Raw genomic sequence first — 17709 nt, forward strand, 5'->3', positions numbered from 1 at the left:
AAAGAAAAGAGGGATAGGATGATTCAGTAGTTTATGATTCGGAGCATAGAAGACAGAGAGTAACCTGCGCGTCAGGTCTGTTTTCGTTGCCGGAGAGTAGACTGACTGAAGAGTGGTATCATATCCTTTTGATGATATCTTTGCGGGTCCTGATATAGGTGCGCATATTTAAGAGTCTGTTTTTCCGGTGGAGAAACAGGCTCTTTTTATATCAGGAAAGAAGGGATGCATTATGATGCAGATCAAAAATCTGACGATTACACATAAAAAAGATATGAGGACCCTGGTGGAGAATTTTTCCTTTGTGCTGAATCCCGGTGACAGAGCTGTCATGATCGGGGAAGAGGGAAACGGCAAATCCACACTTTTGAAGCTGATCTGTGACCCGGCCCTTGTGGAATCCTATGCGGAGTTCACAGGAGAGATCATCAAAAACCGGCAAAAGACAGGGTATCTGCCCCAGGAGCTGGAGGAACAGAACCGGGAGAAAAGCGTCTGGGAATATTTTACCGGAAACACAGGTTTTTACAATATGACACCAAAAGAACTGTCAAATATAAGCCGGGAACTGGGAATACCGGCGGATATTTATTATTCCCAGCAAAAGATGGGAGCGCTTTCCGGCGGGGAGAAGATCAAGCTGCAGATGGCCGGGATCCTAATGGAAAATCCGGATATCCTTCTGTTGGACGAACCGTCCAATGACATTGATATCCGGACATTGGAGTGGATGGAGGATTTTATGAATCAATGCCAAATACCCATTCTCTACATTTCCCATGATGAGACCCTGATTGAGCGGACCGCCAATGTCATCATCCATCTGGAGCAGATTAACAGAAAGACAAAACCCAGGTACTCTGTTGCGAAGATGGATTACAGAACCTATATGGAAAACAGGGCAAGAGGACTTACCAATCAGGAGCGCATTGCGAGAAAAGAACGGGAGGATGCCAGAAAGCAGGAAGAGCGGTTCCGCAGAATCCAGCAGAAAGTGGAGCGTGACCAGAACAATATCACCCGGCAGAACCCCCACGGCGGGCAGTTGCTGAAAAAGAAGATGCACGCCGTAAAGGCCATGGAGCGCCGCTATTTAAGGGAAGCGGAGGACAGGACAGAGATACCGGAGACAGAGGATGCCATATTTATCCGGTTTCCAAAAGACACTTCCATTCCAAATGGCAAGACAGTGCTTGCATATTCTCTTGATAAGCTCTGTATCGGGGAACGGGTGCTCTCTCAGCAGATCGCCCTGTCTGTAAAGGGACCAAAAAAAGTCTGTATCACTGGAGCAAACGGCATTGGAAAAACTACACTTCTGCGGAAAATAGCGGAATCCATGCAGGAGAGAACAGACCTGCATGTGGCTTATATGCCTCAGAATTACGAAGAAAAAATGGATGGCAGCAAGACTCCGGCAGAATTTCTGCAAAAAAAGGGAGACAAAGAGGAAATCAGCAGGATCCGCACGTATCTGGGCAGTATGAAATACACGGCAGATGAGATGGACCACAGTATCTCCCAGCTTTCCGGCGGTCAGAAAGCAAAATTGTTTTTCCTGAAAATGAGCCTGGACGGCAGCAATGTGCTTCTTTTGGATGAACCCACCAGAAATTTTTCACCCCTGTCCGGGCCTGTGATCCGAAGACTTCTGGCAGATTTCAAAGGGGCAGTCATCAGTGTATCCCATGACAGAAAGTATATGGATGAGGTGTGTGATACCATCTATGAACTGACGGAAAATGGTCTGGAAAAGAGAAAAGGATAGATAAGACTTTGCGGAACCGTGATATCTTTCAGGGAACTGTTCACTTCGCGTCCAGTAACACGCTTCGCGATGCATAGATATGGAGCATTCCGCCCCATATCGCGCTGGCTGCCTCGGGATCTTCATGCTTCCGGCATGAAAACGCCTCCCGGTACAGTGGCCTGTGAACAGCAACCTTTCAGGGGCCGCCACATAGAACAAAGCTGACAGAATTTGACAGGAACAGGTAAGTGTGGTATCCTGATAACCAGTTAAAGTAAAACATGGGCAACTATTCAGTAGGTCTGCGCATTCACTGCGCTGACCGTAAGAAAGTGTACCACGGCCAAGCAAAAATCCCATCGCCAAAGGCGATTTTGCATGGATTTTTGCCTGTAACTGTGAGGGTACTGAACAGTTACAAATATGGATAAGTTACATCGGGGGAGCCTGTAGCGGCAGGCTGAGAGGAAGTCACCAACTTCGACCCTTTAACCTGATATGGGTAATGCCAGCGTAGGGAGAGATCAAGATTCCGGGAGACGTGTTGGCGTCTCCCTTTTTATGTTTCAGGATGCAGAAAGGAGAAAAAATGCTGGGAGAAATACTGGAAAACGTTAGGAGTAAATCGCCTCTGATTCAGAACATCACCAATTATGTAACTGCAAATGACTGTGCCAATATTACGTTGGCCTGCGGTGCTTCCCCAACCATGTCAGACGGGGAGGAGGAAGCAGAGGAGATGGGACGCCTCTGCGACGGTCTGAACATCAATATGGGGACCCTGCATCCCCGTTCCGTGAAAGCCATGCTTTTGGCAGGAAAAAGTGCGGGAAGCTGCGGGCATCCCATTGTACTTGACCCTGTGGGGGCCGGGGCATCCACATACCGCAGGAAGACAGCGGAACAATTACTCAGGGAAATTGCTTTTACCGCCATCCGGGGAAATATTTCGGAAATTAAGACCATTGCCGGGGGCGGAAACAGTTCCAAGGGAGTGGATGCTGATGCGGCGGATGCTGTTACAGACGAAAATCTGGAAAAGACCATAACATTCGCAAAGGATCTTTCAAAAAAGACTGGGGCAGTGATCGCTATCAGCGGTGCAATCGATATTGTGACAGACAAAAGCCATACCTATATAATCAGAAACGGGAACCCTGTCATGGCAAAGATCACAGGCTGCGGCTGTATGCTCAGCTCCCTTGCTGCAGCCTATCTGGCGGCCAATCCGGACAGAAGGCTGGAAGCTGTGGCTGCTGCTGTGATCTCCATGGGCCTGTGCGGGGAAAAGGCATTTGAGAAGATGGAAAGCGAGCGCAGGGGCAACGCATCCTGCAGAAACTATCTGATAGATGAGGTGTATCATTTGACCGGCAGCGAGCTGGAGAGAGGAGCAAAATATGAACTGCGCTGAGAAAAGAGAAATGGTGAGACGTGCCCTGCTTCTGTATGCCGTTACGGACCGATCCTGGGTGGGAGAAAAGACACTTTATGAGCAGGTAAAAGCATCTCTGGATGGAGGCATTACGCTTTTGCAGCTCAGGGAAAAAGAGATGCCGTATGAGGATTTTCTGCGTGAGGCAAAGGATATGAAGGCTCTTGCCGCCAGTTACCGTGTCCCCCTGATGATCAACGATAATGTGGACCTTGCCCTGGCCGTGGATGCGGACGGCGTACATGTGGGGCAGAGCGATATGGAGGCGGGAAGCGTCAGGGAAAAACTGGGCCGGGATAAGGTCATCGGCGTTTCCGCCCGGACTGTTTTAGAGGCTCTGCGGGCAGAAAAGGCAGGGGCGGATTATCTGGGTGTGGGGGCAGTGTTTTCCACCTCCACCAAAGAAGATGCAGACGTAATCGCATGGGATACCCTGAAAGAGATCTGTCAGGCGGTATCCATCCCTGTTGTGGCGATCGGCGGAATTAAGAAAGATAACGTGATGCAGCTTGCCGGAAGTGGTGTGGCAGGAATTTCCGTTATTTCCGGCATTTATGGACAGACGGATATCAGAGCCGCCTGTGAGGAACTGCTGGCACTGGCTAAGGAGATGATAAAAAAATGAGAGGGATAAAGGGCGCCATATTCGACGCGGACGGCACGCTATTCGATTCTATGGGGCTGTGGGACCAGGCAGGAGAACGCTATCTGAAACGAAAGGGGATCAGGCCCCGGAAGGATATCCGCCAAAAACTGGAGACCATGACAATGGGAGAGTCTGCAGAATATTTCCGCACCAGCTATGGGATCTTGCTCCGGAACGACCAAATTATTGACGAGATTAACACTATGATATATGACTGTTACAAAGAGGAGATTCGGATCAAACCGGGACTGCTTTCCGTGCTGGAGGATTTAAAGAGCCGCAGTATCAGAATGTGTATCGCCACATCCACAGACAGGCCTCTTATAGAAGCTGCGCTTAAAAATAACGGGATTGATTCTTATTTTACCGGTATTCTTACTTGTACGGAGGCAGGAGCCGGTAAAAGAAATCCACGGATATATGAGCAGGCGATGGGGATCATCGGTACAAAAAAAGAAGAGACATTAGTGCTGGAAGATGCATATTTTGCAGCAGAAACAGCGAAAAAAGCCGGATTTTTACTGGCAGTCATACGTGATCTTTATTCTGAAAAAGACAGAGAAAAATTGCTTAGACTGGCAGATATCTATCTTGAAAAATGGGAAGATTGGGGGCGGAAAATGTGAAAAAAGTATTGACGATTGCCGGATCAGACTGCAGCGGAGGAGCCGGAATCCAGGCGGATATTAAGACCATAACAGTCCATAAGATGTACGCCATGAGTGTGATCACGGCACTCACGGCGCAGAATACAACAGGTGTATATGGGATACAGGAGTGTGACACGGAATTTGTGGGTAAACAGATGGACTGCATTTTCACAGATATCCGTCCGGATGCAGTGAAAATCGGTATGGTCTCCAACGAAAAGATCATACGGGAAATTGCCGGAAGGCTGAAAAAATACCGGGCACAGGATGTGGTATTAGACCCGGTCATGATATCCACAAGCGGCAGCAGACTCATATCGAAGGATGCCTCTGAAGCGCTGAAAGAGGAACTTTTCCCTCTGGCAGCAGTGGTGACACCAAATCTTATGGAAGCGGAAGCGCTCTGTGGTTTTTCTGTGGGCAGCCCCAAGGATATGGAACGGGCTGCAGAAAAAATAGCACAGTATGGCTCCGGTGCGGTTCTAATAAAAGGCGGCCATTTGAAAGATGGAGCGGATGATCTTTTATATGAGAAGGGCAGATGTACTTGGTTTTCGTCAAAGCGGATAGAAAATCCCAATACACACGGAACAGGATGCACCTTGTCTTCCGCCATTGCCTGTAGTCTTGCTGCAGGATATCCTCTGGAAAGAAGCGTAAAGAATGCCAAGAATTACCTAACCGGTGCGCTTGAGGACGGGCTTGATCTGGGAAAGGGCAGCGGACCATTGAACCAAATGTACAGATTACCTCCTTTTGCAAATGGCTATCCGTTTCGGTGATCTGTAATATTTTTTATAATATGTTTACTAAAAAGAACATAAAAGATTCGTTCCTTTTATTGACAATTCTTAAAAAAATGCTTTATACTACAGATGTTATATAACTGGCGGAAGTGGAATGAACCACAGGGAGTATAACGTTGATTTAGCCGACCGTCTGGGCAGAAGTTGTCTGGATAGGACCGGCTTTTTTTAATATATCCGGTCCGGTCTAAGGGCAGCTTCTACACAATTATTGTCTTAGAAGGAGGACTTGCAAAGATGAATAACTTCAAACAATGGGATGGATTTAAAGGTAGAATCTGGAAGGAAGAGGTCAATACACGTGACTTTATCCAGCACAACTACGAACCGTATGAAGGAAATCAGGAGTTCCTGGAAGGCCCCACCGAAGCAACGGAAAAACTCTGGTCTGCACTGTCAAAACTGCAGAAAGAGGAACGTGCAAAAGGCGGCGTTCTGGATATGGATACGGAGATCGTATCCTCACTGACTTCCCATGGGCCGGGCTACATCAGTGAAGAATTAAAAGACCTGGAAAAGGTAGTAGGGCTTCAGACCGACAAACCACTGAAACGGGCATTTATGCCTTATGGCGGTATTAAAATGGCAGAGGATTCTTGTACATCCAATGGCTATACACCGGCCCCGGAGCTTCATAAAATCTTTACAGAATATCATAAAACGCATAATCAGGGTGTTTTCGATGCGTACACACCGGAGATGAAAAAAGCCCGTCATAACAAGATCATTACAGGACTTCCGGACACGTATGGCCGTGGCCGTATTGTGGGTGACTACAGAAGAGTGGCGCTTTACGGTGTTGATTTCCTGATGGAAAAGAAAAAAGAAGATTACGATAACTGCGGCTGCGGTATCATGACAGATGAGATCATACGTCAGAGAGAAGAGATTTCCATGCAGTACCGTGCCCTTGCCGATATGAAAAAAATGGCTATGAGCTATGGATATGACATCTCAGAACCGGCACAGAACGCTAAGGAAGCAGTTCAGTGGCTGTATTTCGGGTATCTGGCTGCCATCAAGACACAGAACGGTGCAGCCATGAGTGTGGGCCGTGTGGGAACTTTCCTGGATATTTACATGCAGAGAGATCTGGAAAACGGTACACTGACAGAAAAAGAAGCACAGGAGCTGGTAGACCATTTTATCATGAAGCTGCGAATGGTCAAGTTTGCCCGTGTTCCTTCTTACAACCAGCTTTTCTCCGGAGACCCGGTATGGGCTACCGTGGAGGTGGCAGGCATGGGTCAGGACGGCCGTTCCATGGTCACAAAGACAGATTACAGAATCCTCCACACATTGGAGAACATGGGGCCTGCACCGGAACCGAATCTGACGGTTCTCTACTCATCAAGACTGCCTGAAAACTTTAAGAAATATGCTGCATTTATCTCTGTGGAGACCAGTTCTATCCAGTACGAAAATGACGATGTGATGCGGCCGGTATGGGGAGATGACTATTCCATCTGCTGCTGTGTATCAGCCACCCAGACAGGAAAAGAAATGCAGTTCTTCGGTGCCCGTGCAAACCTGGCAAAATGCCTCTTATATGCCATCAACGGCGGCATGGATGAGAAGTCAAGGGTTCAGGTGGGACCTGAATACAAACCGATCACTTCTGATTACCTGGAATATGATGAGCTTGTCCGCAAATATGAAATTATGATGGACTGGCTGGCAGGGCTGTATGTAAATACTCTGAACCTGATCCAGTATATGCATGACAAATATTACTATGAAGCAGCAGAGATGGCACTGATCGATACAGATGTGCGCAGAACTTTTGCAACAGGGATCGCAGGTTTTTCCCATGTGGTGGATTCCCTGTCCGCTGTGAAATACGCCAAGGTAAAAGTTGTGCGGGATGAGGAAGGCGTGGCAGTGGACTTCCAGACAGAGGGTGATTTCCCCCGCTACGGTAATGACGATGACAGAGCAGATGATATTGCGGTATGGCTGCTGCACACGTTCCTGGAAAAGTTGAAAAAATATCCGACCTACCGAAATTCCGAGCCGACCACATCCATCCTGACCATCACATCCAATGTGGTTTACGGAAAAGCAACAGGCGCGCTGCCGGATGGCAGAAAAGCGGGAGAACCGCTTTCACCCGGTGCAAACCCAAGCTACGGTGCAGAGAAAAACGGCCTTCTGGCTTCCCTGAACTCTGTTGCAAAGCTTCCATATGAGTGGGCACTGGACGGAATCTCCAACACACAGACCATCAATCCGGGTGCCATCGGACATTCGGAGGAGGAGAGGATCAACAATCTGATGCACATTCTGGACGGATACTTTGACCAGGGAGCACATCACTTAAATGTGAATGTGTTTGGTATCGAGAAACTGGTGGATGCCATGGAACATCCGGAAAAAGAGGAGTATGCCAACTTTACGATCCGTGTATCCGGTTATGCGGTTAAATTCATTGATCTGACACGCGAGCAGCAGCTTGATGTGATCGCCCGCTCCGCACATGAGCGCATTTAGTTCGAGAAAAGGCTCCATCCATTCGATCGAAAGCTTTGGTTCCGTGGACGGGCCGGGGGTCCGGTTTGTGATTTTTCTGCAGGGCTGCAGGATGCGCTGCCAGTTCTGCCACAATCCGGATACCTGGAGCACCAGCTCCATGGATATGATGTCAGCAGATGAGCTGCTAGGGCAGGCTCTGCGCTATAAAGCCTACTGGGGAGAGAAAGGCGGAATAACCGTCAGCGGCGGGGAACCGCTGCTCCAGATGGACTTTTTGCTGGAGCTTTTTACAAAGGCTAAGGAAGAAGGGGTGCATACGGTCCTGGATACTTCCGGAAATCCGTTTTCCAGGCACGACCCGTTTTTCCATAAATTCAGCCGCCTTATGGAAGTTACGGATTTACTTCTCCTTGACATCAAACAGATTGACAGCGCAAAGCATAAAATCCTGACAGGATGCAGCAACGAAAACATTCTTGATATGGCCGGATATCTGGCCGAGATCAACAAGCCGGTATGGATTCGCCATGTTCTCGTGCCGGAACGGAACGATTATGACGAAGACCTGATACGGCTGGATGCATTTGTAAAAGGCCTGGGCAATGTTCAGCGCTTTGAAGTGCTGCCATACCACACGCTGGGAGTCTTTAAATGGCAGGATATGCGTATCCCTTATCCCCTGCAGGGGATTGACCCTCCCACGAAAGAGCGGGTGGAGAATGCCAACCGGCTGCTTCATACAAGTGAATATACAGGCTATCTGAACGCATAGGAAGAGCGGCAGCGGAAATTGATATGATAGATTTCCGCTGCCGCTCTGCATTTTGGGAGTATCTGCTAAAAATAACAATCCGGCGTTGAGTTTGTCCTGCATTTATGCTATTATTAGAAACTGGAATGCGAATAAATATTCTGCTGCGGAAGGGAGCTGTGATATGATACTCGACGTGATTTTAGATGCTTTGCTGGATACAGCCAAGCTGATTCCTTTCCTGTTCCTGACTTATCTGGTCATGGAATATCTGGAACATAAAACAAAGAATAAGTCCAAGCAGATCATGCAGAAGTCAGGGCATTTTGGTCCTCTCATTGGCGGTGTGGCAGGTGCGTTTCCCCAGTGTGGGTTCTCAGCGGCCGCAGCCAGCCTTTACTCCGGAGGCGTCATATCAGCGGGAACTCTGCTGGCTATTTTTCTTTCCACTTCAGATGAAATGCTTCCTATCTTTATCTCCGAATCTGTGGCAGCAGGTACAATCCTGCGGATCCTGGGTCTGAAAATTGTTCTTGGAGCTGTATCCGGGTTTGCCATTGATGTATTATGGCGTTTTGGCGGCAAGAAGAGGAGAGAGCGGGAAGAACATAATCATATACACAGAGAACATCATGAGAAAGATATCCATGATCTGTGCGAATCCGAACACTGCCATTGTGAGAACGGCAGCATTATGAGATCGGCTTTTTTACACACGCTTCAGATTACGGTCTTCATTTTTCTCATATCCCTGGTGATCGGATTTTGCGTGGAGTTGGTGGGAAGTGACAAGATCGGATACTTTATCAGCACAAAACCGGTTGTCGGTGTGTTTTTGGCCGCACTGGTAGGATTGATTCCTAACTGTGCCTCCTCTGTGGTGATCACCCAACTCTACCTGACCGGCATTCTGGGAGCCGGACAGATGATGGCGGGACTACTGGTAGGTGCGGGCGTAGGTATTCTGGTGCTCTGCAGGACCAATAAGGGTGTGAAAGAAAACCTGGGTCTCATTGGAATCTTATACGGAACAGGCGTGTTCTGGGGAATCCTGATAGAGATGCTGGGGATTGTACTGTGATACCATAGCATTCTCTTTGCTGGATGTAATGGTGAAAAAAGCTGGCATTTTTGTATGAGATGCCAGCTTTTTTTCTTATATTACCTGTATCCGGAAGGCAGTGGTCTGTGGTGGGATACTGGCTGTCTGGAAGTTTGCGTGGGTGATCCTGACCATCTGTCCGGGACGGAGAAAGCGGAGATTTACCGGAATACCGGAACGATTTAAAATGACCGTGTCATCAGTTATGACAAATCTGGTCTGACTGTTTATATCGTTTGGATTACCTGTATAGAGGAATCGGTTTCTCAGATCAATAGAAGCGATCCTTCCCGTTGTGGTACTGGTCTGTGGGCGGGGCTGTCTCTTGACAAGGATCAGATAAGCATTTGCCTGTGGCGGAATACTTCTGGTCATACGTGAAGAGAACACAACATTTACCCACATGCCTTTTTGAATCTGGCATGAGTCAATACGCCTGCCGAATGTATCCAGGATGACCGTGTTCCTTCCCACGTTTAAACGCAGATTTTGTATCGAGACGGTCTGGTTTGCTTCGGGGACCGCGTAAGATACAAGGATATGTCCTATCTTGTTATCGTAACAAAACACATCCTCAACAAGAGCATTATCTATGCGCATAACATTACCTTGCTGGATGATCGTGCCTCGGGGATCATTGTTCATAATATGTGTACCTGAGCATTATTTGTTGCTTTTATTATATGCAGGTCTTGAAAAAATGTCAGTAGAGATTGGGAAATAATGGGGTTGGGATTTTTTATAGAAATATATGTAAATTGAATGAGATTTTAGGTTGAGCCAGCAAGGAATAATGTATAAACCCCGCCGACTTAGCTGTAATATTAACCATAGCTCTGACTAGTTAACATACAGGGTATCAATGCCTGTCACTGCAGATCGTGTGCAGGCATTGATACGATAGTGAAATGATATTCCGGCTTAAGCGGCACAAACATTAACAGCCTGCATACCGCGGTTTCCCTGAGTTAAATCATAAGTTACGGCCTGGCCGTCTTCAAGAGATTTGTAACCATCGCAATTGATCCCTGAGAAATGTACGAATACATCAGATCCGTCTTCCCCTGTGATAAATCCGAAACCTTTTTCTGAGTTAAACCATTTTACTGTACCTTTATTCATGAAAGATACCTCCTAATTTTTATATGCATTTTACAAAACAAAAAACGCATACAGCAGTAAATCATTAATAAAAGAATGACTTACGGATATATGCGAAATCAAGGCTTTATCAAAACACTTTCTAAAGATTACCATAGAAAATGCGCTATGTCAAGAAAAAAATAAAAATATTTTGTGCCGGCAAAGCACAAATGAGCTTGTAAAAGAATAAAAAAATAGGTATACTACATACTTGCAGGGAACCTGCAGTTTGAAGTGATACTGTAAGGCAGCACGTGTATCAGCAGTTATCACATGGTATGTGTGAGGATCTAATATAACAAAAGGAGTACGCAATTATGCCAGTATTTGATTTCAGCAATTCGGACAATAAAAAGAAGAGTGAGTTTCAATGTACATACACCGTGTTTCGTTCCAATGAGAATACAGCCTCCCCGGACAGGCCCATCCTGCTTCTGGACAACCATGAGCGGAAATGGAAGCACCATTCCTGCGGTGTCTTTGCCAATCAGAATCAGCAGACGGCATTTGAATTCAAGGAGGAAGACAAAACGGTCAGCGCAGATATTCTGCAGATAGATGCCCGCTTTGTCAGCCTGATCCACTGGCTGGGTGATAACCACATCAATGTGCGCCTGTCCGGCAAGAACAGGGAGGACGGCTATGCGGTTTACAAGATTAGGGAGATCGCTTTCGGTGGGGGGACCAAGCTTTCCGCTGAGGATGGTTTTCTGCAGTTTATGATAGAAAGACTATTGGCAGGCAGTGCGCCTGTGGAGGAGAATGAGGACGAAGACCAGGAGGAGACCGGTGACAGTATGAAACTCACCAGTCTGCAGAGCATTACAGACTTCATGACCTGTGCAGGCAAGACGATGCCGGATAATATCCGCCTTTGGGCAAGGAGAAATCTGGCTGTTGCCCGTTCCCATGAGGTATCCCCGGAGGAGAGGCGCCATGCCCAGCGCGCACTTTCCATCATGATGAATATCCAGTGGAAGAACAATTATTTTGAAGCTATTGATCCTCAGGAGGCACGCAGAATTCTGGATGAAGAGCTTTACGGTATGGAGCGGGTGAAACAGCGGATCATGGAGACGATCATACAGATCAACCGTACCCATACCCTGCCGGCATACGGTATTTTACTGGTGGGACCTGCCGGAACGGGAAAATCCCAGATCGCTTATGCGGTTGCACGTATATTAAAACTGCCTTGGACAACGCTGGATATGAGTTCTATCAACGACCCGGAACAGCTGACCGGAAGCTCCCGTATCTATGCAAATGCAAAGCCGGGAATTATTATGGAGGCTTTTTCTATGGCAGGTGAATCCAACCTTGTCTTTATAATCAACGAACTGGATAAGGCCTCTTCGGGAAAAGGAAATGGAAATCCGGCAGATGTCCTTCTGACCCTTCTTGATAACCTGGGCTTTACAGACAATTATATTGAATGTATGGTTCCCACTGTTGGCGTATATCCCATAGCCACAGCCAATGATAAGGAGCAGATCAGTGCACCGCTCATGTCGCGTTTTGCTGTCATTGATATCCCGGATTATACGGCGGAAGAAAAGAAGATCATTTTCTCCCGGTATGCCCTGCCGAAAGTCCTGGGACGTATGGGTCTGCAGGAAGATGAATGCGTTGTGACGGAAGAGGCTTATGACGCAGTTGTGGAAAAATATGCGGACACTACCGGTATCCGTGATCTGGAGCAGGCAGCAGAGCATATGGCAGCCAATGCGTTGTATCAGATTGAAGTGAATCATTTGTCAAAAGTGGTTTTTGATGCGGAGATGGTGCGGAGTCTGCTGGAATAAAGCGGAAGAGCCTTGCTCTATATGAGAGTTTTTACCGTTTCTGCAAACCTGCAGACATCATCAGGCGCATCAAAACTGTACAGCAAACCATAAGGGATACTATAATCCCAATTTACCGGAATAGATACAAGTCCCGGATGGACTTCCTGCCAGCATTCAATGGTGAGGAGAATGTTTCCTGTTTCTGCGCAGCGGTTAAACACCGATAAATCATAAAACGGAGGGGTGTCCTCTATTCTGATCTGAGGATGGTGTTTTTCTAAATCGCTGCGCAGAAAGTCATTGACGCCGGAATCTCCCCGCTCAACCATCATCAATGTTTCACCATATAAATCTTCTATATGGATCTGTTCTTTACCTGCCAATGGGTGTTCCCTGGATACGGCGATCATTTTTCGATATCGCCCCAGAGGGAGGAAGTTGCAGCGGGAAAGCCATTCTTTGGAATCACACACACCGATCAGAAAATCGAATTTTTCTCCCAACTGTTCAATTTCAGTCAAAATCCCTTCATGATCATCTTCAAAAGGAACCAGATGCAGCTTATACGCAGGAAACTCCTTGTTCACCCGATACCATAGATCCATAAATGGCTTTGCCGGGTTTAAAAGAGAGGTGCCGATGCAGAAAGTAGTATCATTTGCATGGAGGGCAGCTTTGGCGTTTGCAAGGGACTTTTGGGAATAGTCGATCATGAATTTGGCGTCCCGGTAAATAACAGTTCCTGCAGCCGTTAGACAGACGCCGGATGGGGTGCGCTCTACTAATTTTACATCCAAATGATTTTCCAGGGCATTCATCTGCTTCATAACAGCGGTGGGAGAGATATACAAGTGGGCAGCCGCCTTGGTAAAACTGCCGCAGTCAGCAACCGCTAGAAAGGTATCCAGCATGTGGTTATACATATCGAACCTCCTTTTGGTATTAACTTAAAGTTTATACAAGGATAACATATTGGAGATTTAAAATCAAGGATAGGGGAAGCAAGGGCTAAGGTGTTGTGGATCCGCTGACTTTTTTGAAGTGGACCGGTACTTTTCTTATAATAAAGGAGCTCGTGTCGAAAAGTTGGAGGGAAAACACTTGTAAAAATTGACTTTGCCAAGCTGACCGTCTATAATATGGTTAATCTCAGAAGATGATAACCGGATATGGTTTATGAGAGGATTTCTTAACAAACTGGTAGGATAGTATGTCAGACGGGACATGCGCATTCACTATATCGTATTATATTCTCAGATGATCTTACCGGCTGTTTTATATATTCCGTGACAACTGAGAAAAAACTAATGGCTTTCAGAGAGCGTTTCACAAGTCTGCTAGTACAGCATTGCGTAAGTTTCGGTGATAGAGTGCCTGATATTTTCGTCAGCGCAAGGTGCCGAAGCGACGGCGTAGCGGTTCCTACGACTAGCTTCGGCAACCCGGCACTGGCGTAAATAGCGGGTGCTATATCACTGGAACTTATGCAACGCTGTACTAATTATCATTATTTAAGGAGATTTGGTATAATAGCAAGTTTTGAAAAGCAGAGAGTAGATTTTCTGTTTTTTGTTTTGCCTAGGAGAAAACATTTTATTATCATGAATAAATTTACATATCAAGTTATTATTTTAGCAGCAGCCCTTTTTATGCTGGCAGGTACAGGACTGGCTGTTTTTTCTAATACCCGGGTGGAAGGAAACCGTTATGGTACCCATGTGGCTGATCATGAAGATAAACAAATGATCCAGCCAGATGGATCTGACATAGATGAGCAGACAGTACATAATTTTGTACCGTCTTTCAGAGTGCTCTTTCAACAGGTTTTAAAACAATTCAGGGGAAGACAGACGCCCTTTCATTGGCTTTCCAATCTTAATATGTCTCTGTACATTTTTTCCATTGTGCTCGGCGGAGGCATTTTTTTGTTGTTTCTGTTTTACGCTTCGCTGCCCAATCAGTTTTGTGTCAAACTGAATATCACCCATAAGTCGGACGGAAAAAAACGTCCTCTGTAAACTCACGTATCTTTCCGATACGCACAAGTTACAGAATAAGTAAAATGACAGAAATGGGAGAATAAAAATGGAAATATCTGATATTTTAAAATTACTTGGTGGTCTTGCGTTGTTTTTGTACGGCATGCAGATGATGAGCAATGGGTTAGAGACGGCTGCAGGAAACAAAATGAAACAGATTCTTGAAAAGCTGACTTCCAACCGGATCAAAGGAGTCTTTGCCGGAGCTGCCATAACGGCAGTAATTCAATCTTCCTCCGCTACCACTGTTATGGTGGTTGGTTTCGTAAATTCCGGCCTCATGACCCTGAACCAGGCGGTATGGGTCATCATGGGCGCCAATATCGGTACAACGATCACCGGGCAGCTCATCGCACTGGATATCGGTGCCATTGCTCCGTTGATCGCCTTTCTGGGGGTTGCGGCTATTCTATTCGTCAAAAATGAAAAAGTAAAGCATATCAGTGAGATCTTTGCGGGTCTGGGTGTGCTCTTTATTGGTATGGATATGATGGGTGCTGCCATGGTGCCGCTTCAGAATTCAGAAACTTTTATCCACTTTATGACTACATTCAGTAACCCGCTGGTAGGTATTTTGATCGGTGCTGCTTTTACCGCTGTCATACAGTCTTCATCAGCATCTGTGGGCATTTTACAGGCCCTGGCAGGCACAGGTATGATCCCTCTTTCCAGTGCGGTATACATTTTGTTTGGACAAAATATCGGAACCTGTATTACGGCTGTTTTAGCGTCTATTGGTACAAAAGTGAATGCAAAGCGGACAACCGTGATCCATCTGATGTTCAATATAATCGGTACAATCATATTTACGGTAATCTGTCTCTTAACGCCGTTTACTGTTCTCATGGAACATCTTACCCCGGGAAATCCGGTAGCTCAGATCGCCAATGTCCATACCGTATTTAATATTGTCACCACGCTGCTTTTGCTGCCGTTTGGTACCTATATGGCACGTCTTGCAGAACAGATTCTTCCGGATAAACAAAGTGAGCAGGAAGAAGTATTCCACTTGGAATATATACAGCCGTTTGAAAGGCATTACCCCATGGGGCAGGGAGCCGTGGTCCTGACACAGATCAATCTGGAAATAGAGCGGATGCGGAAAATTGTCTGTGAAACGGTTGCGGGAAGTTTTGATGCGGTTTTTCACGATACAGTACAAAGTAAAGAGGTGCTGGAACAGAAAGAGGAGTATATTGATTATCTGAATGCAGAAGTATCCCGCTATATCGTGTCAGTGATGCACCACGAGATGGCAGCGGAAGATTCTGTTAAGATCAGTGGATACTATAAGATTCTGGGAAACCTGGAACGGATCGGTGACCATGCTATGAATATTCTGGGATATGCAACAAGCATGAAAAAAATGGGGGTTGTTTTTTCAGATAAGGCAAAACAGGAAATCGTGATCATGAAAGGTATGAGTCTTCAGATCCTGGAAGATGTTGCAGGAGATCAGATCTCAGATATAAAAACCATGCTGGAGAAAACTTCACGTGACGAGCAGAAAATAGATGATATCCGAAATGAAAATCTGAGGCAGCAGATGGAGCGAATTGGAAAAAACGAATGTGTGGCAGATGCCAGTATTTTCTTTTCTGAATTGCTGACAGACTTTGAACGCATTGGTGACCATGCATTGAACATTGCTGAGCAATATCATGAAATGCTGACAAGAGTAGTTTGATCCATTGGGAGATGCATGTCTTGGAACGTATGTCTGAAAGGCCATGACAGGGTAAAGATAAGAGAGAAGAGTGGGCTTTAGAAAGCAGTGGCGTGTGTTTTGTAATGCAGGCGATGGATTTTTGGTTGGCAGTGAGGGAGGAATAATGGAATATAGAGAAGACAAAAAAGGAAACAAAATCTCTGCCCTGGGTTTTGGATGTATGCGATTTACCAGAAAGGGCAGCAGTATTGATCTGGATAAGGCGGAAAAGGAAGTGATGGAGGCAATTGCCTCAGGAGTGAACTATCTGGACACAGCTTATATCTACCCTGGAAGTGAAGCCGCTTTGGGGGAAATACTGTACCAGAATCACTGCCGTTCCAAAGTAAATATTGCCACAAAACTGCCTCATTATATGATAAAATCCATAAACGGTGTGGAGAAGACGTTTCAGGAGGAGCTAAAGAGGCTTAAAACAGACTATGTGGATTATTATCTAATGCATATGCTGACAGATACCTCTACCTGGGATAAGCTGGTCAAGATGGGAATCCCGGACTGGATCAAAGAGAAATTGGCAGACGGTACCATTCGGAATATTGGCTTTTCTTATCACGGAAATACAGAGATGTTTAAACAACTGATCGATGTCTACAACTGGGATTTCTGTCAGATCCAGTATAATTATCTGGATGAAAATTCTCAGGCAGGCAGGGAGGGGTTACAGTATGCCCATGCCAAGGGAATGCCTGTTATTATAATGGAGCCCCTGCGGGGAGGACGTCTGGTAAATCTTTTGCCTGATTCTGCAAAGCAGCTTATCAGGCAGCAGGGGAAGGGAATCACCCCGGCCGGTCTGGCCTTCAAGTGGCTGTTTGATCAGCCGGAAGTGACCTGTGTTCTTTCGGGAATGAATTCCATTGAGATGGTGAAAGAAAATGTTCGGACAGCATCAGAAAGTCCTGCAGGCAGTTTGACATCAGAAGAAGAGGAATTGATAGAACAGGTAAAAGAAGAGATTAACAAAAGTGTAAAGGTGGGCTGCACAGGCTGCGGTTATTGTATGCCCTGTCCCAAAGGCGTGGATATTCCCGGAACATTTCTTTGCTATAATGCTGTTTACACAGAGGGGAAAAGCGCTGCCAGGATGGATTATTTGAGATGTACGGCGTTTCGTAAGAATTTTTCCAGCGCTTCCCAGTGTGTTGCGTGTGGAAAATGCGAAAAACACTGTCCGCAGCAGATAGAGATAAGAAAAGAATTAAAAAATGCAGCAAGAGAGCTGGAAAATTTCACATATAAAGCTGCCAAAAGTGCGGTTAGGTTACTGCATTTGTATTAAGAAGGATGTAAATGGGGGGGTAAAAACAAAATCAGGTATGGCTATCTAGCGGTCATGGTATTGGGGGTGAGCCTGATATTATGATCGCTTTTATATTTGCATAGGAGTGGTAGGGGA

At 46.3% G+C, this 17709-nt stretch carries 15 protein-coding genes and 2 riboswitches; of the genes, 12 read left to right on the top strand and 3 right to left on the bottom strand.

All coding sequences use genetic code 11. From position 1 onward, the window contains the following. Positions 1–232: 232 nt before the first annotated feature. The 8 genes from CI595_RS22275 to CI595_RS22310 all read left to right on the top strand — a co-directional run bounded on the left by CI595_RS22275 (position 233) and on the right by CI595_RS22310 (position 9591). Entirely contained in the window at positions 233–1768 is a 1536-nt protein-coding gene (locus CI595_RS22275) for an ATP-binding cassette domain-containing protein (protein ID WP_095175922.1), read from the top strand. Positions 1769–2179: 411 nt separating this feature from the next. Beyond that, positions 2180–2287, top strand: a riboswitch (TPP riboswitch). Between the two features lie 52 nt (positions 2288–2339). Continuing rightward, the gene (gene thiM / locus CI595_RS22280; protein WP_095175923.1) at positions 2340–3164 is read left to right on the top strand and encodes a hydroxyethylthiazole kinase; all 825 of its coding nucleotides are present in this window, start codon (positions 2340–2342) and stop codon (positions 3162–3164) included. Continuing rightward, positions 3151–3810: a thiamine phosphate synthase gene (thiE, locus tag CI595_RS22285; RefSeq protein ID WP_095175816.1), complete on the top strand. Its 660-nt coding sequence runs from the start codon at positions 3151–3153 to the stop codon at positions 3808–3810. The genes thiM and thiE overlap by 14 nt, the downstream gene beginning before the upstream one ends. Beyond that, positions 3807–4457: an HAD family hydrolase gene (locus tag CI595_RS22290; protein ID WP_095175817.1), complete on the top strand. Its 651-nt coding sequence runs from the start codon at positions 3807–3809 to the stop codon at positions 4455–4457. Before thiE ends, CI595_RS22290 begins: the two co-directional genes overlap by 4 nt. After that, positions 4454–5263 carry a bifunctional hydroxymethylpyrimidine kinase/phosphomethylpyrimidine kinase gene (gene thiD, locus CI595_RS22295; RefSeq protein WP_095175924.1) on the top strand — a complete coding sequence of 270 codons (810 nt, stop codon included), beginning with the start codon at positions 4454–4456 and terminating at the stop codon, positions 5261–5263. Before CI595_RS22290 ends, thiD begins: the two co-directional genes overlap by 4 nt. Before the next feature lie 90 nt (positions 5264–5353). Next, a riboswitch (ZMP/ZTP riboswitch) is annotated at positions 5354–5433 on the top strand. Between the two features lie 91 nt (positions 5434–5524). After that, the gene (gene pflB / locus CI595_RS22300) at positions 5525–7777 is read left to right on the top strand and encodes a formate C-acetyltransferase (protein WP_095175818.1); all 2253 of its coding nucleotides are present in this window, start codon (positions 5525–5527) and stop codon (positions 7775–7777) included. Continuing rightward, the gene (pflA, locus tag CI595_RS22305; protein WP_095175819.1) at positions 7764–8531 is read left to right on the top strand and encodes a pyruvate formate-lyase-activating protein; all 768 of its coding nucleotides are present in this window, start codon (positions 7764–7766) and stop codon (positions 8529–8531) included. The genes pflB and pflA overlap by 14 nt, the downstream gene beginning before the upstream one ends. Positions 8532–8694: 163 nt before the next feature. Beyond that, positions 8695–9591, top strand: coding sequence for a putative manganese transporter (locus CI595_RS22310; protein ID WP_095175820.1), 897 nt, complete (start codon positions 8695–8697; stop codon positions 9589–9591). 75 nt (positions 9592–9666) lie between these two features. Here CI595_RS22310 and CI595_RS22315 read toward each other — a convergent pair whose 3' ends face one another. Together CI595_RS22315 and CI595_RS22320 are read right to left on the bottom strand one after the other, a co-directional pair. Further along, positions 9667–10257 carry a hypothetical protein gene (locus tag CI595_RS22315; RefSeq protein WP_095175821.1) on the bottom strand — a complete coding sequence of 197 codons (591 nt, stop codon included), beginning with the start codon at positions 10255–10257 and terminating at the stop codon, positions 9667–9669. Positions 10258–10533: 276 nt separating this feature from the next. After that, positions 10534–10734, bottom strand: a complete 201-nt coding sequence (locus tag CI595_RS22320) for a cold-shock protein (protein WP_095175822.1) — start codon at positions 10732–10734, stop codon at positions 10534–10536. 338 nt (positions 10735–11072) lie between these two features. Between CI595_RS22320 and CI595_RS22325 the strand changes: the two genes are divergently transcribed. Beyond that, positions 11073–12560, top strand: coding sequence for an AAA family ATPase (locus tag CI595_RS22325; RefSeq protein ID WP_095175823.1), 1488 nt, complete (start codon positions 11073–11075; stop codon positions 12558–12560). Positions 12561–12577: 17 nt separating this feature from the next. On the opposite strand, the gene CI595_RS22330 is transcribed toward CI595_RS22325, so the two are convergent. Beyond that, entirely contained in the window at positions 12578–13465 is an 888-nt protein-coding gene (locus CI595_RS22330) for a LysR family transcriptional regulator (RefSeq protein ID WP_095175824.1), read from the bottom strand. Positions 13466–14143: 678 nt separating this feature from the next. Here CI595_RS22330 and CI595_RS22335 point away from each other — a divergent pair. The 3 genes from CI595_RS22335 to CI595_RS22345 all read left to right on the top strand — a co-directional run bounded on the left by CI595_RS22335 (position 14144) and on the right by CI595_RS22345 (position 17592). Then, on the top strand, positions 14144–14560 hold the full coding sequence (locus CI595_RS22335) for a hypothetical protein (protein WP_095175825.1): 417 nt from the start codon (positions 14144–14146) through the stop codon (positions 14558–14560). Positions 14561–14627: 67 nt separating this feature from the next. Continuing rightward, positions 14628–16268 carry a Na/Pi cotransporter family protein gene (locus CI595_RS22340; protein ID WP_095175826.1) on the top strand — a complete coding sequence of 547 codons (1641 nt, stop codon included), beginning with the start codon at positions 14628–14630 and terminating at the stop codon, positions 16266–16268. 145 nt (positions 16269–16413) lie between these two features. Next, the gene (locus CI595_RS22345; protein ID WP_095175827.1) at positions 16414–17592 is read left to right on the top strand and encodes an aldo/keto reductase; all 1179 of its coding nucleotides are present in this window, start codon (positions 16414–16416) and stop codon (positions 17590–17592) included. Positions 17593–17709: the final 117 nt, after the last annotated feature.

The organism is Blautia hominis (assembly GCA_002270465.1).
In the GTDB taxonomy this organism is placed as follows: Bacteria; Bacillota; Clostridia; order Lachnospirales; family Lachnospiraceae; genus Blautia; species Blautia hominis.

What these genes read in the sequence shown, in the direction of transcription:
- CI595_RS22275 (WP_095175922.1), top strand. Translation starts at nt 233, where the DNA reads ATGATGCAGATCAAAAATCTGACGATTACACATAAAAAAGATATGAGG.
- thiM (WP_095175923.1), top strand. Translation starts at nt 2,340, where the DNA reads ATGCTGGGAGAAATACTGGAAAACGTTAGGAGTAAATCGCCTCTGATT.
- thiE (WP_095175816.1), top strand. Translation starts at nt 3,151, where the DNA reads ATGAACTGCGCTGAGAAAAGAGAAATGGTGAGACGTGCCCTGCTTCTG.
- CI595_RS22290 (WP_095175817.1), top strand. Translation starts at nt 3,807, where the DNA reads ATGAGAGGGATAAAGGGCGCCATATTCGACGCGGACGGCACGCTATTC.
- pflB (WP_095175818.1), top strand. Translation starts at nt 5,525, where the DNA reads ATGAATAACTTCAAACAATGGGATGGATTTAAAGGTAGAATCTGGAAG.
- pflA (WP_095175819.1), top strand. Translation starts at nt 7,764, where the DNA reads ATGAGCGCATTTAGTTCGAGAAAAGGCTCCATCCATTCGATCGAAAGC.
- CI595_RS22310 (WP_095175820.1), top strand. Translation starts at nt 8,695, where the DNA reads ATGATACTCGACGTGATTTTAGATGCTTTGCTGGATACAGCCAAGCTG.
- CI595_RS22315 (WP_095175821.1), bottom strand. Translation starts at nt 10,257, where the DNA reads ATGAACAATGATCCCCGAGGCACGATCATCCAGCAAGGTAATGTTATG.
- CI595_RS22320 (WP_095175822.1), bottom strand. Translation starts at nt 10,734, where the DNA reads ATGAATAAAGGTACAGTAAAATGGTTTAACTCAGAAAAAGGTTTCGGA.
- CI595_RS22325 (WP_095175823.1), top strand. Translation starts at nt 11,073, where the DNA reads ATGCCAGTATTTGATTTCAGCAATTCGGACAATAAAAAGAAGAGTGAG.
- CI595_RS22330 (WP_095175824.1), bottom strand. Translation starts at nt 13,465, where the DNA reads ATGTATAACCACATGCTGGATACCTTTCTAGCGGTTGCTGACTGCGGC.
- CI595_RS22335 (WP_095175825.1), top strand. Translation starts at nt 14,144, where the DNA reads ATGAATAAATTTACATATCAAGTTATTATTTTAGCAGCAGCCCTTTTT.
- CI595_RS22340 (WP_095175826.1), top strand. Translation starts at nt 14,628, where the DNA reads ATGGAAATATCTGATATTTTAAAATTACTTGGTGGTCTTGCGTTGTTT.
- CI595_RS22345 (WP_095175827.1), top strand. Translation starts at nt 16,414, where the DNA reads ATGGAATATAGAGAAGACAAAAAAGGAAACAAAATCTCTGCCCTGGGT.